Here is a 20,392-nt window from a genome sequence, read left to right as displayed (position 1 = left end):
AATAACGAAAAAATAAGCCGCACTAAGCGCGGCTTATTTGGATTTCATATTCTGTATAACCTATCTAATGGTAGAATGCCTGCTTCCCTTGTTTTAATTCGTTTTCACAGGCAACTTGCCGGTAGCTTCTTGATGACCAAGCAGTACATTGATTCCGGCTTCTGTATTGGGTTCCTGTTTGCCATAAACAGCAAGTCCTGAGCGAATGTTCTTCAGATATATCGTTTCATAAGGATTGCCGAGCGACAATAGCGTGTAGCGTTGATTTCGAGTGTTCATCTCATTAATTAGGGTTTGATAAGCAGTCCATCCAAACTGACTGGCCACGTTACGGAACTGGTAGGAAGCCAGGATGACATAATCGGCTTTGGCAACCGTCTCTTTGGTTTGTGTTTGTCCAAGTATGGCAATTTCCGTCTGTAACGACAGGTTATTTGAATCGAGCTTCAACTGTCTCTCAAGCTGCTTAGCCGTCTCTTCCTCCGCTGCAACAATTACGACCCGATCTCCTTGTTGCAATGAATCCGGGCGTTTACCGTCACGGCTGGCCAACAGGGTGACTGCTCGCTCTGCGATTTTCCGCTCCACCTCGCGATGTCCCTGTGAACCGATCACTTTGTTAAGCTCAGCTAACTTATACGAAAGGCTTTCACTGCGTTCAAACAAGCCATATTTCGCTTTTAGCTCCAAAATGCGCTCAACGGACGCATGAATGGTATCGATCGGAATCGTTCCGTTCTTCACCGCATTCACGAGTGTTTGATGAGCAGCCGCAGAATCCTGCGGCATTAGGATGATATCCACACCTGCGTTCACAGCCCGTTCTACCGCTTTATCTTCACCAAAATGTTCCGCTATCCCATCCATGGTGAACGCATCTGAAATGATGAGCCCCTCATACCCCAGCTCTTCCCGAAGCAGACCATTCAATACCTTTTTGGATAACGTGGCAGGAACAGGCACGCGTTGTCCGTCTTTCAGCGAAGTGACCTGTTCGTTGTCTATGGCAGGAAAAGCAATGTGTGCAGTCATGATCATCTCCACCCCGTTCTCGATTGCAGCCTGAAAAGGTTTCAGCTCCACCGAATCGAGCCGCTCGCGGTTATGCGTCAGTACCGGCAATCCGAGATGGGAGTCCACCGTCGTGTCTCCGTGTCCTGGAAAATGTTTAACTGCCGCAATGACGCCCGATTGACGCAGCCCTGTTATCGTTGCGAGACCAAGTCTGGTGACCAGATCTGCATCTGAACTGAATGATCGCATACCGATGATCGGGTTGTCTGGATTACTGTTAATATCGAGTACTGGCGCAAAGTTGATATTCAGCCCCAGTGCTTTCAGTTCTTCGCCCGTCAGCTGTCCGGCCGCTTCGGCCAGGGCTGAATCTCCAGTTGCGCCTAGAGCCATTTGACCGGGCAAATTGGTCCCACCAGGGATTCGCTTAATCACGCCTCCCTCCTGGTCAATGCCAAGAAACATCGGAATATCCCCTGCTTCCATTTGCAGATTGTGCGTGAATGTTGTGATCTGCCGAGTGTCCACAATATTTTTATCAAAAAGGATTAAGCCACCCAGATCCTGATTATGGATGCTGCTTTTCAATCCTTCATTGACTGTCGTTGTCACTTTCCCGTTCCACTGCCGAATGTCAGGCATAAGCATCTGACCGACCTGCTCACTCACGGTCATATAAGATATCAACTTGTCCCAATCCTGTGATTGTATCGCTGCCTGGCGTTCGAACTGAATCAATCGTGACATAAATACGGCATATTCTGCTCGCGTGACCGTTTGATTCGGACGGTAGGTGCCATCAGAATATCCGCCGACCAAACCATTGGAGCTCATGACGAGAATCGGCGCTGCTGCCCAATGGTTTTCTGTATCGGACCAATTGACGGTTTGCTTGCCTTCGGATAGAGAATATGCGCGCGTTAAGAAAGCTGCAGTTTCAGCGCGGCTAAGCGGTGCATCCGGACGGAAGGAACCATCCGGGAATCCGCTGGCAAGTCCATTTTTAGAAGCTATCGCAATTTCTTTATTAAAGGCATGTGTCTTTGGAACATCAGAGTAGGTTGTACCTTCAGCGGGTTTCTCAAGCTGTTCCGGATATAGCTCACGCACCAGAAAGGTAACAGCCTGTGCTCTTGTGACAAGCCCTGCGGGTTTAAATTTCCCATCTCCGTACCCTGCGACAGTTCCCCGCTTCGCCATATATTCAATACCGTCTTCTGCCCACTTCGAATACTGTAGGTCGCTAAAACGCTCTTCCGCGGCTGCATTTCCCGCCCATATGAGCATGGAGCCGAGAACGGCGCCGAATATGCCTATCATTTTTCGCTGCATTTGTTTCACTCCTGTTGCTGTTCTATGTAAGATAAATAGACGCTATTGATATACGTTTAGTTGCGTTTTATAGCCATGGACTTGATCATCGCTTATGTACACTTGACTGTAAATGACGCATCTAAGATAATTAGGGTTTCACTAAAAATAGCCGAAGCGGAAGATTTTACATTAGGAAGTGAGGTGATTGTCTTGAACTGGTTAAATGAACTCTCCAAATCACAGAAACGCAAACCGAAAAAGGACCTCGAACGCTCGCTCGTTGATGGCATCTTTCGGGTGTATGACCGTTTTCCCCGAATGGGTCTTCGCGAGCGGATTGGGCAGCAGGATATGTCTCTGGATATCACGGATGCCTATGTTAACGGGCGCAATGCCATGATTGAAGCCGGTGTGGGTATCGGCAAGTCATTTGGATATCTCATTCCCAGTCTGCTCATTAATCAAGTTTCACATCAGCCCATTATTATCGCCACATCCTCCATTCAGCTTTCGGAACAGATACATAAGGATCTTCGCGTCATCGGTAGCCGGCTCGGCTTCACTACAGTTCGCTCCGTCGTAGGGAAAGGCATGGGGCAGTATGCTTGCCGAAAAAGGGCTGCAGAGTTGTTCAAACCAGACGACCCCAGTTCCCCATTGTCCACCCTTGCCCAGCGAGTAATCAATTATGAAATTGATGAAAGAGCGGACATCCAAGGTGGTATTAGTGATGCCGAATGGTCTAACGTGTCCGTAAATGATTGCCAATTCGAACGTTGTCATCATAAAAATGGATGCTTGTTTTACGAAATGAGAGCCAAAATTAATGCAAGGCCAAGCGAGATTGATTTTATTATTGTGAATCAGGATCTGCTCATCCGGGATCTGATGAAGAAAAAAGAAGGAACAAGGGGCATCATTACAGAACGTCCGGCTCTAATCATCATTGATGAAGCCCATAATTTGGAGGCCAAAGTTAGGGACGCAAGAACGCTCGAGTTCACGTTAAGAGGCATCTACCGTACGCTGGACGACACGGTGCAATTGCTCATGAAGCAGTCTATGGATAAGAGTCTTCTTTCCCAATCCAAATTCATGAAAAGATATACTCAGCATATTTTCAAACAAATTGACGCAGATCTGCTCCGAGAGGCCAAACAGGATAGCGACCGTATCAAAATTTCTGAGATTCAAGGCATTCCATTTCGCCAAGTCTCCCAACATTTGAAGGACTTTAGTCTCCGCTTATCGGTTCTGACCTCCCGCAACGAGCGGGAGATTGACGAAGTTTATGAAGCTGTGAACGGGCTAATATCTCTCATGGATGTTCTGGCTAACACAGACGAAAATCATCTTAGTTGGGCAAGCAGGACACTTCGTGCGACCACAATCAGCATCTGTCCCAAAGATATAAGCCAGTTTCTGAAACACACGTTGTTTAACGGCAAAACTTCGGTGATACTCACGTCCGCAACGATGTGTCAAGGCGGAGAAACGCTGGAAGAACAATATTCCTATTTAACACAATCGCTTGGTTACAGGGGAGATTATATGGACCGCAAACCTTCTCCATTTGATTACACCAACCATGCCATGATGTACATCTCGAACAAGATTCCAACCTATCATTATGATCAGCGCGAGCTGTATCTTGAAGCCGCCTACCACGAAATGATTCAGCTCTGTAATCTTACTCAAGGAAGAACACTGGTCCTTTTTTCTGCCAAGGAAGACATGAAGTATATTCATAAGAAGTTGATCTCGGATGTGAGCAAGCATCGATGGGCGGTACATGTTCAGAAGGAGGGATCTTCCCAAGATGAGGTGATTGCTGAATTCCGGGCAAGTAAAGGTGTGTTGCTTAGCACAGGCGTTTTCTGGGAAGGTGTGAATATCGAGGGCCCTGACCTGTCACAAGTCATTGTTTTTCGGCTGCCCTTCCCTGTTCCATCCGACCCCATCTATGAGTATAAGGCTAGTGTATCGGAAAATTCGTTCATGGACGTGTTTGTACCGGACATGCTTCTTCGTTTACGGCAAGGAACGGGACGATTGATTCGCAGTGAAACAGACCTTGGGGTGCTCAGCATCCTTGACTCCCGTCTCAGTTCCGCAGCCAGGAAGAATTACCGGGATCAAGTGCTGGAAACATTGCCTTTTAAGAAGGTGACAGAGGATTTTTCGGTACTGAAAAAATTTGTCCACGAAAAGGGCATCCAACGGTAAGGTGGAAAATTGGATAGGACTGTGAAACGATTGGTGGAGGACACACATTAGAGAATCGGAATTTGCGAGCGTTCGACTTGAATAAAGCTGATACGGCCTTGTCACCCGTATCAGCTTTTTCAGTTTACAATCCAACAAGGGAATGTACCTTGGCAATCACTTCTCAAATAATCACTATCTCTGTTCCGTTGCACGTATGCGCAGCGCAAAATAAGGTCGGCTTGGCAAAGGAATTCGGCTCATGCCCCGAAATGTTTCCGGCAGTCTGGTGATAAACATCCCCTGCGTGTCGATCCATTCAGCCTCAAATTCACGGTCTTCCGGAAGCTCCACTTCACGGTATCCTGGCTGGTGCTGTCCATAATAGTGCAGGTAGTATTCGCCTTCCACACCCATCACTGGCACATCACGGATTGGGATCGTACGCGTGCCAGACGGCATTTGCTCTGCAATGCTGCGAAGAAAGCGGATGTGTTCATGGCTTCGTCCGTATAAAGTCCCCCCTTTGGCCCACCAAATGTCATCTTCAGGATGGAGATATGTCTCACCATGACTGGCGTATCCGCCCCGTGCAAAACTTTCCCATATGCGATGTGTCATTTCTTCCGCACTCAGATTACCCCATCGCTGCTGCAGATTCCCTTCATAACCACATTCATCGACGATCACTGGTTTCCCGTATTGGGTCCTCCATAAGGAGACCAACGTGACGTCCCAATGCTGAATGCTACAATGGGTAATTTCAGGCCGGGTATGATCATACATCACTATGCTTTCAGGAACGTACATGGCCGTTCCATTATGAATGGATAACAAATGATGATAGGGATCTTCTGTCGCAGCCAGGCTAACCAGCCTGTCCCAATCCTGCATTGTTTTTTCCTTCATGAAATCATATTCATTCGCCAAGGACCACCATACGTTCCGGTAAGCGCCTAATCGGGCAATCGCATATCGAAGATAACGTTCATCTTCCTCGGAAGACATGCGGTCGAAGCCCCATCGCCCTTTATCATAAGGATGAAACAAGATGAGATCCGCTTCGACCTGCAGCTCAAGCAGTGATTCGATGCAGCGCTCGGCATGTTCCCAAAAGGCCGGATTAAAACGAGTTTTGTCAAATCCCTTCTCAGGAGAACCTAGGAAAGGGAATAATTCTGGCTCCTGGGCATTGAAAGAGTAGTTTTTGGGAAACAAACACATGCGAATTTTATTAAAGGGGCCTCCAGCAAGAGTCTGCAGTGTTGCCGATCGCAATGTCTCTGTCTGATAAATCCAAGCATAAGCTGTCGTTCCAAATGGATAGTACGGTGTACCATCTGCATAAGCGAAACGATCCTCGTTCCGTATCCTTACCGGGCCGTGAACCTCGTATGCTGCAGAAACGCAAGTAAAGCTTCCTTGTACCTGGTTCAACTCGGGACGGTGACTGAACGTCTCGTAAGTCCACTTTCCGGTTTCGGGTGGCATGAATCTGGCGACGTACTCGCCACTTCCCGCATAGAAGCCGGACACCTTGTATTCCTGGTCACCCAGACGAAAAACGATCGTCCATTCTGTATCCACAAAGGGATTACCTTCGGTAGGGCCTGGCAACCGAAGTTCGAACCGTGACCACTCAGCAACGGTTTCGTTAAGCATCGCGTTTTCCATGAATCCTCCACCTTTCCCATCGTATCTCTCCTGAATTGTAAGCGTATTCGATTGTTTGTGTTCACTAACCATATTTTAGCATTATTTCATTTTATGATCAGCAACACTTCTTTAAAACCTAATTTAGATTACAGGGAACCAATGTACATATGGAGATACTCTACTGTCTGTGTCTTGCGCGATAGTTACTAGGCGAAGTCCCATTTAGTTGTTTGAACATCTTACTAAAATGAAACTCTTCTATATAACCACATAGTTTCGCAATCTCCTTGATCGGATAATCCGTAAACTCTAAATAGCGGCATGCCTGTTGATTGCGCAAATGATTTAAATATACTTTGGGACCCATACCGATCTGTTTGACAAATATTTTCCGTAAATAGGACGCCGATATGGAATATTCTTCGGCCAAAACTTCTATGCGCAAATTGTCTTTGTAACGATTCTCTATATGACATTTTACTTGTTCGTAGGCAGCAAAAGCTCCCGAGTCTGCCACATTCCAATCCATTTCTTCATTCTGATGCAGCTTATGCAGCAACATTTGCATTTTGGGATGAGCAACGGTTTCACCAACGGCAATCCCGGCCACCCACTCGTTATGTATATCATGGAACATCGAGCCGATCTCCTCAGCCTGCGCTCTTCGGTATTGACTCAAAAAGGGCAACCTCAGCTTCTCAATGGGAGAAATCTGCTGCCATACACCCGCTTCGTATACAAATTCTGCACAATCAAAAAGAACCATGGTCATTCGGAGGGGGGAATGTGGTTTCGAACGCATCGATAGCTTCAGTCCTGGTTTCAAATAAGTTAGCATGCCCGCTCGAACTTCATGTTCCGTATTCGTTAGGAACGTTCCCTCTCCTTCATGTATCCAATACAAGCTATGTACATTCACCAGATTACGTATATCCTCCCAACCTGGATACGTCTCTTTATCTAAAATAAATCGAATATGAAGGGCAAGATTGTTAATTCGATAAGGCTCTTCTTTCATGACTCTTCCTCCTCCAACATGACACTACATCAGGATCGATATTGACATGCCTATCAAGGTTTCTTCCATTCCTGAGCAAAGAACCTCATGTTATGATCCATACTAGCACCACAATGATTACAAATCTACCCAGAAAAAGTCATGTTAGGAGGAACGCCGTCTTGAGAACGTTTCGTGAGCATCATATTCGTCATACTGAATGGCTTGATGGTCCTTGGGACTTTATCAAAGATACCGAAAATAAAGGGATACAACAAAAATGGTTTGATCGTTTTCCACATGAATATACACCCATGTATGTTCCGGCCTGTTGGAACAACGAGATCTCTCTATTTGATTACGAAGGCGTCGGTTGGTACCGGAAAAAGATTCATGTTCATGAGACTCAACATATCCGATTGATCTTTCACGCCGTGCTTGGTCATTCCGATGTATATCTCGACGGCAATCATTTGGGATATCACTATGGCGGTTACACCCCTTTTGATTTCGTGATTCCGTCTTTGGCCGCAGGAGAGCATGAGATCATTATTCGCACAGACAGTACACTGGACCGTTTAACGATACCCACAGAGCATGTGGACTGGTTTCATTACGGGGGCATTATACGCTCCGTCGAGCTTCAACGTCTCCCTGATCTATACATTCAGGATCTGAAGATCGATTATGACTTGATTGGTACGGATGCAGATGTACAGATATCCTTGAAAATAAAGTCACTGTCATCGACCCATGCAACTACCTCGCTAACATTGTTTGAAGGCAGTAATGAATTTCATTCTACCCGTATCTCCGTAGATCCCGGCGAGTCTATTGACTATCAATTTCATGCAAACTGGTCAAACGTTCGATTATGGAACGTTGGCGAGTCCCAACTATATTCCATCCATGCTCAAACTTATGATGATGACAAGGTGGAACGAATCGGCTTCCGTACCATTGAAACGAAAGACCACAGAGTTTGGATAAACGGTTCTCCCGTGTATTTGAAGGGCGTAAACCGCCACGAAGAACACCCCGAATGGGGCTTTGCTTTTCCGCCCAAGTTGATGAGCAAGGATTTGGACATCATTCGGGAGTTGGGATGCAATACCGTCCGAGGCTCTCATTACCCACAAAGCCCATATTGGCTCGACTTGTTGGATGAACATGGTTTTGTATTTTGGAGTGAAATTCCCATGTGGGGAGCATTTATGCCAAACGGCACGGTGAAAGAATCCCTATTCCAGAAACGAGCAATGACCATGATCGAGGAAATGATTCACCTGCATTACCATCATCCATCCGTCATCTTTTGGTCTGTTCACAATGAGATTGATTCCCGCACGCAAGATGCCTATAACATGTCAGAACAACTCGTTTCGTTGGTCAAACGACTTGATTCCTCCCGCCTTGTTACCTTTGCCACCATGCATCCGTTGGAAGATGTTCTGCTGCCTTTGTTCGACGTGATCGGAATCAACAAATACTATGGATGGTACGAAGGGGATACCAACAACTTTCGGGACATGCTGCATCAATTTCATGAAAGGGCCGCAGCCTTGGGAGCAGGTGACCGTCCGGTACTCATGACGGAATTTGGCGGAGCAGGCATATACGGTGATGTAGGCTGGGAGCCCCGATTGTTTAGTGAAGACTACCAAGCCAAAATCGTAACCGAAGCGCTGGCCATCTTCAGAGACGATCCGAAGATCGGGGGCACATATATATGGCAATTCGCCGATGTCAGAGGAGCACTGAGCAGCGATAGCCCATATTTTCGGGATCGGGCGCGCAGCTTCAACAATAAAGGACTGGTCAATGAGTATCGAAAGCCCAAACAGTCCTATCGTGAGGTTAGCCAGATCTATAAATCATGGAATGAATAACAAGTTAGGGGATGACGATTGTGCCACATCTTCAATTCGATGAACAGCAAATCACAGACATGATGGACCGAGTCGTCGAACGGACATTTCACATGGATTTTAGCTGGGATTGGCCTGGCGGCGTTGCATTTTACGGCGTGTGTGAAGCCTATGAGGTTACAGGCAACCCTGCCTATCTTGAAAAGGTAAAAACCTGGGTCGATGAATATATGGATGAAGGCCTTCCGAGATGGACGGTTAATGCCGTTTCGGTCGGCCATGTTCTATTAACCTTATATACCTCCACACAAGAGGAAAAGTATATTGAGATAGCCACACAAATGGCTGATTATCTGTTACATGATGCAGCTAAATTCGGAGATGGTGTTCTTCAACATACTGTCAACTCCGATAAAGACATTTTTCCGGAGCAGGCCTGGGTGGATACGATGTTCATGGCAGGTTTCTATTTGCTGCGGATCGGTGATCTGTTAGGAAAAACGGATTATTTCAATGAAGGGCTGCGTCAATATCACGGACATGAGAACCTTCTGCAGGATGCAGAGACCCATCTCTACTACCACGGCTGGGACAATATTGCACAGAATCACATGTCATCCGTCTTTTGGGCACGAGGGAATGCTTGGGCTGCGTTAACCATGTCCAAAGCGCTCAAACTCATTCCGGTCACCCATCCTTCCTACATGATTATTGCTGGATCACTACGAGACCAGCTAAGTGCACTTGTACGTTTACAAGATTCGTCCGGATTTTGGCACACTGTGCTTGACCGATCAGATTCTCCATTAGAAACTTCCGGTTCGGCAGGAATCGGCGTCGCACTTCTAAGCCGCGGCACCCTATACAATAAGTTTTCGCAGAAAACACTGGACGCCCTTTCCGCTAATATTACAGCCAATGGATCTGTCACCCATGTTTCGGCGGGAACTGCAGTAATGGATGATGCGCATGGATATATGCAAGTACCCGATAAACGAATTCAAGGCTGGGGGCAAGGGCTTGCACTTGCTTTCTTCGCTCAACTGCTTCAGTCCAAAAACAATAAATACTGATGTAATAAAAAAAGCAAGCAATCCGCCCGCTTCGGATCGGAACAGGACGGTTGCTTGCTTCTTCGCTTTTCAAAAGTGGCTGTACACTTAGTTTTCTTTAAAATTTTTCAAGCTCAATTCAAACACATTTTTCAAGCTACCTTTATCCGGCTTAGATACAATAAGGTTAACATCCGTAACCTTCAAATCTTCAATATCCTCGCAGATTAATCCCACCTCGCTGGAAAGTTCGATATTCTCAAGTCGAATTTCTTTTAATCGTTGTTCAGGCAGCCCTTTGAGTTCTATGGCAATCTTAGCATTTTTACCTGTAATATTCCGTACTGCGATCTTATTAAATATGGATGGCTTCGTTGTTCTCGGTACGACCGTACTGTACCCGTAATACATATTGATCTGGATGGCTTCTTCCCGAACATCGTTGATCTCAATCTCTTCGAAACAGATATTCTCAACGGTTCCACCTCGGCCGCGCATGGATTTAAGCCGGATTCCCCGATCACCGCCGCCAATATAACAATGATGTGCGTAAACATTACGGACGCCTCCAGACATGCCGCTGCCGATTACAAGACCACCGTGTCCCTCTTTCATCGTGCAATTTCGAATGACGATATTTTCACAGGGCTTTCCGACTCTCCATCCGTCCTCGTTCATGCCTGAATTAATGGCAATGCAGTCATCGCCGGTTTCGAAGTAACTGTCTTCAACGAGTACGTTTCGGCATGAGTCTGGATTGAGACCATCCGTATTGGGTCCGACACTAACTACATGGACCTTGCGGATCAACACATTTTCACAGTATACCGGATGAATCGTCCATTGTGGGCCATTCTGGATGGTGAGGCCTTCAATCAAAACGCCCTTACAGTTAATTGGCTGGATAAATGATGGCCTCAATGCGTCCTCTTCCGTGCCATAGATCCGCTCTTCCACAGGAATGCCATCGCTTTCTGCATAACACAACTGATTCGCCGCCTCCTGTTGCAGCTGTTTCCAATGCCACCATGCTTCACCGTTCCCGATCAGCGTGCCTTCTCCCACTATGGCGATGTTCTCGCAATCTTTGGCATAGATGAGCGGAGAATAGTTATAGCATTCCATTCCTTCCCAGCGCGTGAATACAACCGGTAAATAATCCGAGAAACGATTGCTGAATCTAACGATGGAACCTTTTTCAAAGCACAGCTGAATGTGACTTTGAAGATGCAGCGGTCCCGATGCCCATTCTCCCGCTGAAATGATGACGGTTCCACCTCCTTCTCTGGAACAAGCTTCGATCGTTCTTTGAATAACGCCAAGATCTGTATGCTCATCGTCTGTTGTGAAATGGGCTACATGGAAGACCTTATCTGGGAACGTTGGGGGCAAAATCTCTTCCATTTCAAAAGGAGTATGATAATAATTCGTATTCATTTGAGGGTGTACCAGCCTTTCTTTATATAATTGATGTACGTATGGCTATGCCTTAATCGACCCTAGCAAAGCCCCTTTAGAGAAATACTTTTGCAAGAAGGGATAGACCACGATAATGGGCAAGGACGTGACCACGATCGTTGCCATTTTGACCGATTGCGCAGGTGGCGGCGTATCCGAATATATGGAGGCATCATAGTTTAATCCACTCGCCAAGACCACAATTTGCCGCAGCCATACCTGCATGGGCCATTTTGTCGAGTCATTGATATACAAGATCGCGCTCATATATGTGTTCCAGTAAGTTACTGCATAAAATAACGAGATGGTTGCGATCACAGGCATCGAACATGGAATTACGATGCGAAACAAGATCCCTACATCGTTACAACCATCAATTTTGGCTGATTCCTCTAAACCAGCAGGCAGATTTTGAAAAAAAGTACGTAATATAATCATGTTGAACACACTGATAGAACTCGGGATGATGAGTGCCCACAACGAATCGATTAACCCTGTCTCTTGCACAATAATAAATGTTGGAATCATCCCGCCGTTAAATAACATGGTGAAAACAAACAGGAACATGATCACTCTTCTGCCATAGATATCTCTTCTCGACAAACCGTAGCCTGTCATCACCGAAAACAACATGCTCCATAGGGTGCCACCAACCGTAATCAGAATGGAGATGACCAGTGCACGTATAATCGTGTCCGTAGAAAAGATATATTTATATGCATCGAATGTGAAATCCGTGGGAAACAATAGAAACTTTTTGGAAGCGATCTCAGCATTGGTCGCAAAAGAACTGCCTACCACATGCAAAAACGGAAACACGCATAACATGGCAACGATCGCTAACAAAATGCCGTTAATCCAGTTGAACATACGACTGCCTAGAGACTTCTCCAGAATCATTGTACTAGCGCCCCTTACTCTCTAATATATTCCATCTTCGCCATACCGCTTGGCCAGCCAGTTGGCCAACACGACAAGCACAAGTCCGACGAATCCTTTAAAGAAACCAACAGCCGTCGCGTAACTATACTGCCCTTGCAGAATACCCGAGACATATACATACGTATCAAATATTTCCGCCACTTGCCGATTGGTTGAATTCAGGAGCAGATATATATGCTCGAAGCCCAGTTCCAAGGTGTCTCCAATCTTCAAAATGAGCAGGGTAATAATGACATTTCGGATTGCTGGTAATGTAACATGCCACATTTGGCGAAAACGATTGGCACCATCCATTTTGGCTGCTTCATATAATTGTGGGTCAACCGCTGCGATAGCCGCTAGGAAAATGATCGTTCCCCAGCCCGCTTCGCGCCAAATGACCTGGATAATATACATGGGCCGCAACCAGTGTTCACTTAACAAAAAGTTGATTTTGTCCAGTCCCATACTAGCCAAAATACCATTAATCAGACCTCCATCAAGGGTAAGCAATACATAACTGATCGATACGACAACGACCCAAGACATGAAATGCGGCAAATAAACAAGAGATTGGATCGTTCTCTGATACCACTTCACTCGAACCTCATTAAGCATCAACGCTAATATAATCGGAATCGGAAAATAAAAGATGAGCTGCAGCGCGAACAAAATCAGCGTGTTCGAAAAAATCATTCCAAAATCGGGTGAAGTAAACAGCCGCTCGAAGTGTGCCAGTCCTACCCATTCACTTCCACTGATCCCTTTATAGGGTTTATAGTTTTGAAAGGAAATGATAAGTCCATACATCGGAATGTATTTATAGATCAAAATGTAGAGAACACCCGGAAACAGCATTAAATAAATCCATTTGTTGCGAACCAGATTGCTTATAACCGGATGCCTTCTCAAAAGTCCGTTTCCATTCATCCTGACATCTTCCTTTTCATTTTGAATAAACGTTTAATTGGCATTCTGCTCATAGGAAGCGTTAAGTTCTTCGATCACTTGATCTCCGCCTTCACTTCTCCACCGGTTAATCTCTGCCTGGAACCCCGCTTCATCGAGTTCACCAAGGATATAGTTAAAAGTAGCGTCATTCATGATTTGCTTCAATCGGTCCTTGTTTAAGGACAGCGTATCGGAATCCAGCGTAATCGTTGGATCTGACACTACATACTTGTCATTGTCCTCAAATAATTCCGCAGCCTTGTTCGCTGGCTCGTACGATGAGTTTCCGAGCAATCGTCCATTCGTTTCAGGCTCGCCAATCTCGAAAAACATGTAAGGATACACTTCCCGGTCGATCTTGGATTGATCCTCAATCGGTATGGCAGCTCCATCGACAACGTTGTAATGTTCACCTTCAATCCCCCAAATCAGCAGATTGGAGATCTCTTCGGACATCAGTTGGTCCATAAATGTTAGAACCTGCAGAAGCTCCTCTTCGGACTCAATGGCGGATTTCGGAAACAAATAGGAGTAATTGTATCCATTGATAGCCCAAACGGTATATTCACCATTTGGTCCCTTGATTTGGTTAAACACGTCAAACTCAGCTTTCGGATTGAGTTGTACTGCGTCGGTATGCAGCTGTTGAACGTTACACATGCAGCCGATATACACGCCAGCCGTCCCGTTTGCCACCATGTTCTGTTGATCTACCTTGCTTGTGACAGGGAAATCCTTGTTCATGTACCCTTTATCCCGTAACTCCTTCATATAATTCATAGCCTGTTTATACTCCGGTAACATAAATGCAGGAGCCAGTTTGTCGTTTTGGAACCCCCACTCATTCGGTGCGCCGAACCAGGAAGCAACCGTTTTAAACGCACCAAAAGTCAGATCATCACGGTCGGCAAGGCCAATCGTATCGTTAACGCCATTACCGTCTGGATCATTCTCCGTAAATTGTTTTAACATGTTTAATAACTCATCCGTATTCGTAGGGGCTGCCAATCCCAAATGATCGGCCCAATCTTTACGATATACGATGCCTTGGCGCGAAAGCGGTCGGCCTTGATATAAGGCGTATATTTTGCCGTCCACTTTTACATTGTTCATGATCTCCGGTTTCAGCTTGCTCAGATTTTCGAACCGGTCCAAGTAAGGTCCAATTTCCCAAAATTGATCGTCACGAACGGCTTCTTTAATAGGTCCATCCAAGGAGATGCTGGAGACATCGGTTAAGTTGCCTGTCGCAAATGCTGAGTTTAACCGATCTACGTAAGTTGCTGCGGGAATCCACTGAATCTCCAAGTTCACGTTCAATTTCTCTTCCAAAGCCTTTTCAAGTTTTGGATCAGGTGTCTCTGCCGTCTGCAGGATGGACATGAAAGAGATCGTTGGCCGCTCTTCCTTTTTGGAATTGCCGTTGCCGGAAGAAGCCCCCTCTCCTCCGTTGCAAGCGGTTACTAAAATGAGCATGATCACCACGGTTACGACAAACATCATTTTATGCCTTGCCATCTTGTCATCTCCCCTTCGGTAGGTTGCGGTTCATTTTGATGATAAAGGCAGACAGGAATAACGCATATAATCATGTCTTTTGTAACGCTCCATTGAGGACATATCCAAAAACATGATTATTGGTGTTACACATAATTTGTAAATTAGACATCACTGATTATGATGCTGAGAACGATATTGCCCCGGAGTTATACCTTCGATTTTGCGAAAGGAGCGGATAAAATTCTGGGAGTTGCTGTATCTGAGCCGCTCTGCAATCTCCTTGATGGTCATCTCGGTATTCTTCAGCCATGTCTTTGCGAGCTGTTGTCTATAATCTGCGAGATATACGCTGAACAATTGTCCTGTTTCCATTTTAAAAACACTGCTCAAATAGCTGGCATTATAGTTCATGCTTGCTGCGCAACGTTCCAAGGTCACATCCTCTTCCACATGCTGATGGATATAATCGATCATTTGTTCCGATAAATTTTGGAATTGGAACTCCCTGCGTTCATCTAAAACGTGGATTATGGGGATGATCATCTTCACGGTGAACCACGCTTCAATCTCTTCGCTCATATGCAACGAAAAAAGTTCCATATACCTGGAACTCTTTCGGAAACCCAATTGCTCGTAACTGATCCCCATCTCTTGCTTCAACATGAGGAAGCGAGTTAAAAGCCTCATCATAAATCCTTGGCACTCGTGTAAGGGTAGCGTATCATTGCAAACCAAGCTCATCCACTCTGCAATCGAATCCCTGGCTGCTTTTTCATCTGCAATCTTGATCGCTTCGATGATTTCCGTTTCAATCTGAACGGGATAGTCATGGATAACAGTCGCAAGGTTGGACTGAGTGCTGAAATATGGGACAATAACGCTTTTCCCAAGAAGAACCCTGTTTTTGAGTGCTTCCATTCCTTCCTCATATGCCCTGGCTGCATAGCTGATATGGTGAAAAGAAGAGCTGATCCCAATGCTCACGGACAGATGGAGATATTGCTGAATTGCATTTTTCACCGACTCGGTTAACTTGTAATCTGTCTCCCTCAACTTGTCGACTTCGCTGTGCGGATGTCCTTTGAGAATAACTAACGTCTGATCGAACCATACACTGGGGAATCGTTCTTTGCTGTCCACCATTTCATCCACGATATTCGAGACCGCAAACAGCAGCAGATCAAGATCCTTCATATCATAATGGGTGTCATCGAGCGTATCCAATTGAAGCGTCAACACCGTCATACTGCCCCAACGATTCATCCGATCCAACCAATCGAATTGAAGCAATTTGCCATGAATCTCCTCGATTCGGAGTGAACCACCATATAAACGGCTTAAAAATAACGTTTGAACTTGTTGGTGGTACGCGTGCATCACGGTCTCAAGATCCGATTTCGACGAGTACAGGTCGTTCATATAGTGTTCAATAACTTGAAGTTCATTGCTTATTTTGTCATTGGAGTCGCTTTTGTTTTGATGAATGCGTTGGATCAATCGGTTGACTGGAAAATAAATATGTTTGGAGATGAAGTATACGAATATCATCGATATGGCGATGGTAACTAGGCTGATGATTAGTGTAAACCAGCGGATTTGTCTGGATTCCAGCGTCAACTGATCAACGGACACGATGGATAAATAGGTCCAGTTATTCAACGATGATTTGTTATATGTCACGGTGTATGGCTCCCCGGATTGGGTTAGTGAAAATTGTCCGGAAGCTTCGGAGAAATTTACTTTTGAATCAAAATTAGGGTGATCCAACAGATTTGTGCCGATGAGTTCATGATTGCGATGGGCAATGATGTTATGTTGTTCATCGATAATCATCGTTTCATTGGACCCTTCGCCCGACGAAATCATGTCAGCAATGCTGCAAGCAGGGATGTTCAGGAAGCTCAAAGCAGAATGATCTTTTCGATAATGAGGCAGTTTGCGAATCTCGCTAATCGTATAAGGACAGCTTGCATTTTGAGGGAGATCCTTATAGTCACTGTTCTTAAGCAAGTGCCAAGAAGAAACATCTTCGAGTGTGAAAAATCCCATGAGTTTTTCAGCACTTGGGTGAGCTTCCAGTCGCCGAATCCCCTGATTTAGGATGATCCAATTTTGCCGTTTATTGAGGATAATGACCTCCCCCACTTTTGTATCGAATGACTGTAAATTGATAATTTCTCTTCGTAGGCGATTGTAGAGTTGAAAATGGTTAGCCTGAAGGCCGCTATTTAAGGCATCTTCCATGACTGTCGATTCCAGCAGATTCGTAAAGGTGTGATCGGCAACGAAAACGACCTGTTCAATGTTGGATTTCACCTGTTGAATCAATTGCATTTGGGCAAGATTGTTCTGGTTTTGAATCTCTTTGGAAGATTTGAAGGTGGAAAAAGCGCCAACGAGCACAACAGGAAGAATGCTGACCAAACTTCCGAAAACAAACAATTTAATCAGCAAACTTTTTTTTCTCAAAATGGATGATCTCCTCTGCACAAATTTGTTGCAGTCATTTTATCATCCGACGTTCGAACGCCAAATGGAAAAATAAGAAAAATCCATGTATATTTCGCTCTTCATTTTTTCTGCAAAATATCTGTTCTTAATCAAAAAAGGATAAGCACATTCAATGTACTTGTATAAAAGTGCAGTTAGATTTTACTACTTCGTTTTCATGAATAAACATACATCGAACACGATCAGGTTCTTCTTGACTACCTAATTTTATTTAAATATTCAACGAACCTAGTCATAATTTCCTGAAAATCGCGGACTTTAAGCAAGTTTCTACAAAATATAATAATTGCGCCGATATATTAAAAGGAACTAGACAACAAACTAAAATACACTAAAATAAGGAGGTTTTTATTTCCTTTGTCAAGATATTGTTAAGTTATTTTCACTAGAATCGTTTTACGTAAAAGGAGAATCAACAAATTGATTATTCATCTCAAAACGGCATTTATTAAGTCCAAGTTTGTATTATCTGCAATCCTGCTTATTGTAACGGTCTATGGTTTTTATCCTGCAGATGTCAGTGCAGCTGGGGCACTTCAGGTAAACGATAATGGGAAATCTATTGTTGTTAATACGGGGGCAGGACTGGAGTATGCCATTAATGCAGACAATGGAGATTTGACATCCGCCAAACTAAACGGCATTAAACTAACCACTAGCAGCGGAAAAGGATCTCACATCAAATCCGGACTTGGATCGTCTGCAGATGTCAGTTGGGCAATGTCCTCTGATGGATCGTCTGTGATCATCACAACGACTGAAGCAGAGGATGATTTGACTCATTATTATATTTCTCGCAGCGGAGAGAACATCATCTATATGGCCACATATCTGGGCGACGGAGCTTCGTTCGGGGAGATGCGGTACATTTTCAGAGGTAACGGAGCCGTACTAACCAATACATCTCCGAATTCCAACAATGGAGGGTCTACCGGGAACGTTGAGAGCCAAGACGTAAAAGGCCACGCGAACGGATACACTACTTCCAAGTATTATGACAATGATCAAGCTATGGATTTGGGGATTCGTGGAGTTACGGGAGATGGTGTTGGCGTATTTATGGCATACGGCAACCGGGAAAAAAGTTCAGGTGGTCCCTTCTTCCGGGATATTCAATTCCAAAGCGGAGGAGATACGGAGATTTACAATTACATGTTCTCAGGCCACAATCAAACGGAAAGCTTGCGAAAAGGCTTGCATGGTCCATATGCATACATATTCACGACCGGAGAAACACCGAGCACACCTGACTTTAGCTGGATGTCTGAATTAAATTTACTTGGTTGGGAAGCGGAACGCGGGAAAGTAGTACTTAATGGCCTCGCGGGCATGAACTCTAGCTATTCCTACACTGTTGGTTTTTCGAACAGCAACGCCCAATATTGGATGACAACCAGCGCAAAAGGTTCAGCAGCGAAAAGCAACATGATTCCAGGGACTTACACCATGACTGTTTATAAAGGTGAATTGGCCGTGCACGAGCAAAACGTCAATGTTCTGGCAGGCAGCACGACAGCCCTGAATACCATTACGATTAAAAATGATCCGAGCAGTACGAGTGCCCTTTGGCGTATCGGAGATTGGGACGGAACACCGCTGGAGTTCTTAAATGGGCAGAACATTTCCAAATTCCACCCTTCGGATATCCGAAACCAAAGCTGGGAACCTGTCCATTTTGAAATTGACAACGCCGCTAACGAATTCCCGGCAATTCAGTTTCGTGGTCAAAACTCTCTAACAACCATCACGTTTGATATGGACGCTACGCAGTCTTCGTTCCCTCACGAATTCAATATCGGGATTACTGCAGCTTCCAATGGCGGACGGCCAAGCGTTACAATCAACGGACATGAGTTAAAGAATCCACCAAATTCTTCCCAGCCCAAGTCACGAAGTTTCACGATCGGTACGTACAGAGGGAATAACGCTACGTTTAATTGGACAATCCCTGCCTCCTACTTTGTAGAAGGGACCAATACCATTTCAATTAAACCCATCAGCGGTAACACCGACTCTGGTCCATGGCTGAGTGCAGGATGGGCATATGATGTTGTAGAGCTCTTAAATGAATAAACGGCGAATGGAGTTCGAAAAGTTCGTTAAACAAACCTAATTTATATAATAGTTAAGATGAGAAAACAGAATCAAAAAGCAAAGAGGGTATAACATTTGGTTATGCCCTCTTTTGGTGGTTCCATTTACATCATGCTGATTTCTCCTGCCTGGGACAGTGATTTGCATTCTAATTTTCATGCTCTTTAATGACTTGCTCAATCCCCATCAGAATCAGCTTCAAACCAAATTCAAAAGCTTGATCGGTCCCCATCACCTCAAAAAGCCCGCTTTTGTACATTCCTCGGAATAGTCCCGCTTCCGCCTCGGTCATGGAGTCCAGCAGAACGTTCATCTGCCCGTCTGGAATTTCTCCCTCGTCCTCCTGCATCACGGCAATATTGCGCTGATGCTGATAATCATCCAGTACAAAATAGAACACATAGTTTGTGAGCGTTATAACAGCTTGCAATTTCTGCTCTTGCTCAAGTGGGGTCGATTCTACGCAAAGTAACATCCGGTTGGTGAATCGGATCATGTCAGGTTCATGGGGCAGCGTCATCATCATGAGCTGCGTGGAGCAGGGATAACGACTGAGCACACTCCGAATGGTTATGGCTAACTCCTCCAACTGCTCTTTCCAATTCCCCTCAGAATTGAATTCCTCCAGAATGATTTTCGATATCTGGTTAGCCAGACGTTGGTAGAGATTCTGCTTGCTCTTGAAATACCAGTAAATCGAAGGCGCCTGAATCCCTAAACGATCGGCTAGTCGTCTCATGCTGAATTTCTCGATGCCCTCTTCGCCCAGAAGCCCCCACGAGGCTTCCAATATTTTATCTTCCGAGATTTGTGGCTGTTGTTTTTTCATTTGTATCCGCCCTTTTATCTAA

13 protein-coding genes are annotated in these 20,392 nt (G+C 45.2%); 4 read left to right on the top strand and 9 right to left on the bottom strand.

What is annotated here, in order from left to right; translation table 11 throughout:
- Positions 1 to 93: 93 nt before the first annotated feature.
- Positions 94 to 2,346, bottom strand: a complete 2,253-nt coding sequence (locus MH144_RS01100) for a glycoside hydrolase family 3 N-terminal domain-containing protein (protein ID WP_239296714.1) — start codon at positions 2,344 to 2,346, stop codon at positions 94 to 96.
- Between the two features lie 183 nt (positions 2,347 to 2,529).
- Here MH144_RS01100 and MH144_RS01095 point away from each other — a divergent pair, with 183 nt between their 5' ends.
- Entirely contained in the window at positions 2,530 to 4,554 is a 2,025-nt protein-coding gene (locus MH144_RS01095) for an ATP-dependent DNA helicase (RefSeq protein WP_481857307.1), read from the top strand.
- Between the two features lie 174 nt (positions 4,555 to 4,728).
- Here MH144_RS01095 and MH144_RS01090 read toward each other — a convergent pair whose 3' ends face one another.
- Together MH144_RS01090 and MH144_RS01085 are read right to left on the bottom strand one after the other, a co-directional pair.
- Positions 4,729 to 6,207: a DUF5605 domain-containing protein gene (locus MH144_RS01090; protein ID WP_239296701.1), complete on the bottom strand. Its 1,479-nt coding sequence runs from the start codon at positions 6,205 to 6,207 to the stop codon at positions 4,729 to 4,731.
- 160 nt (positions 6,208 to 6,367) lie between these two features.
- Positions 6,368 to 7,207: a helix-turn-helix transcriptional regulator gene (locus tag MH144_RS01085; protein WP_239296699.1), complete on the bottom strand. Its 840-nt coding sequence runs from the start codon at positions 7,205 to 7,207 to the stop codon at positions 6,368 to 6,370.
- Between the two features lie 161 nt (positions 7,208 to 7,368).
- Here MH144_RS01085 and MH144_RS01080 point away from each other — a divergent pair, with 161 nt between their 5' ends.
- Positions 7,369 to 9,075 carry a glycoside hydrolase family 2 protein gene (locus tag MH144_RS01080; RefSeq protein WP_239296697.1) on the top strand — a complete coding sequence of 569 codons (1,707 nt, stop codon included), beginning with the start codon at positions 7,369 to 7,371 and terminating at the stop codon, positions 9,073 to 9,075.
- Positions 9,076 to 9,095: 20 nt separating this feature from the next.
- Positions 9,096 to 10,127, top strand: coding sequence for a glycoside hydrolase family 88/105 protein (locus MH144_RS01075; RefSeq protein WP_239296695.1), 1,032 nt, complete (start codon positions 9,096 to 9,098; stop codon positions 10,125 to 10,127).
- Between the two features lie 87 nt (positions 10,128 to 10,214).
- Here MH144_RS01075 and MH144_RS01070 read toward each other — a convergent pair whose 3' ends face one another.
- The 5 genes from MH144_RS01070 to MH144_RS01050 all read right to left on the bottom strand — a co-directional run bounded on the left by MH144_RS01070 (position 10,215) and on the right by MH144_RS01050 (position 17,405).
- Positions 10,215 to 11,543, bottom strand: coding sequence for a glycoside hydrolase family 28 protein (locus MH144_RS01070; protein WP_239296687.1), 1,329 nt, complete (start codon positions 11,541 to 11,543; stop codon positions 10,215 to 10,217).
- A gap of 45 nt (positions 11,544 to 11,588) precedes the next feature.
- Complete coding sequence (locus MH144_RS01065) at positions 11,589 to 12,464, bottom strand: carbohydrate ABC transporter permease (protein ID WP_239296685.1); 876 nt, start codon at positions 12,462 to 12,464, stop codon at positions 11,589 to 11,591.
- Positions 12,465 to 12,485: 21 nt separating this feature from the next.
- Entirely contained in the window at positions 12,486 to 13,415 is a 930-nt protein-coding gene (locus MH144_RS01060; protein WP_239296683.1) for an ABC transporter permease, read from the bottom strand.
- 33 nt (positions 13,416 to 13,448) lie between these two features.
- A complete protein-coding gene (locus MH144_RS01055; protein ID WP_239296681.1) occupies positions 13,449 to 14,954 on the bottom strand; it encodes an extracellular solute-binding protein in 1,506 nt (501 codons plus the stop codon).
- A gap of 150 nt (positions 14,955 to 15,104) precedes the next feature.
- Positions 15,105 to 17,405, bottom strand: coding sequence for a helix-turn-helix domain-containing protein (locus MH144_RS01050; protein WP_239296679.1), 2,301 nt, complete (start codon positions 17,403 to 17,405; stop codon positions 15,105 to 15,107).
- Between the two features lie 462 nt (positions 17,406 to 17,867).
- On the opposite strand from MH144_RS01050, the gene MH144_RS01045 reads away from it, so the two are divergent.
- Positions 17,868 to 19,520: a rhamnogalacturonan lyase B N-terminal domain-containing protein gene (locus MH144_RS01045; protein ID WP_239296677.1), complete on the top strand. Its 1,653-nt coding sequence runs from the start codon at positions 17,868 to 17,870 to the stop codon at positions 19,518 to 19,520.
- A 169-nt stretch (positions 19,521 to 19,689) separates the two neighbouring features.
- On the opposite strand, the gene MH144_RS01040 is transcribed toward MH144_RS01045, so the two are convergent.
- Positions 19,690 to 20,370, bottom strand: a complete 681-nt coding sequence (locus MH144_RS01040) for a TetR/AcrR family transcriptional regulator (protein ID WP_239296666.1) — start codon at positions 20,368 to 20,370, stop codon at positions 19,690 to 19,692.
- Between the last annotated feature and the right edge of the window lie 22 nt (positions 20,371 to 20,392).

It is taken from the genome of Paenibacillus sp. ACRRY, assembly GCF_022346995.1.
Taxonomy (GTDB): domain Bacteria; phylum Bacillota; class Bacilli; order Paenibacillales; family Paenibacillaceae; genus Paenibacillus.
Note: the sequence above shows the minus strand (reverse complement) of the source record. Positions and strands in the feature narration are given on the sequence as shown.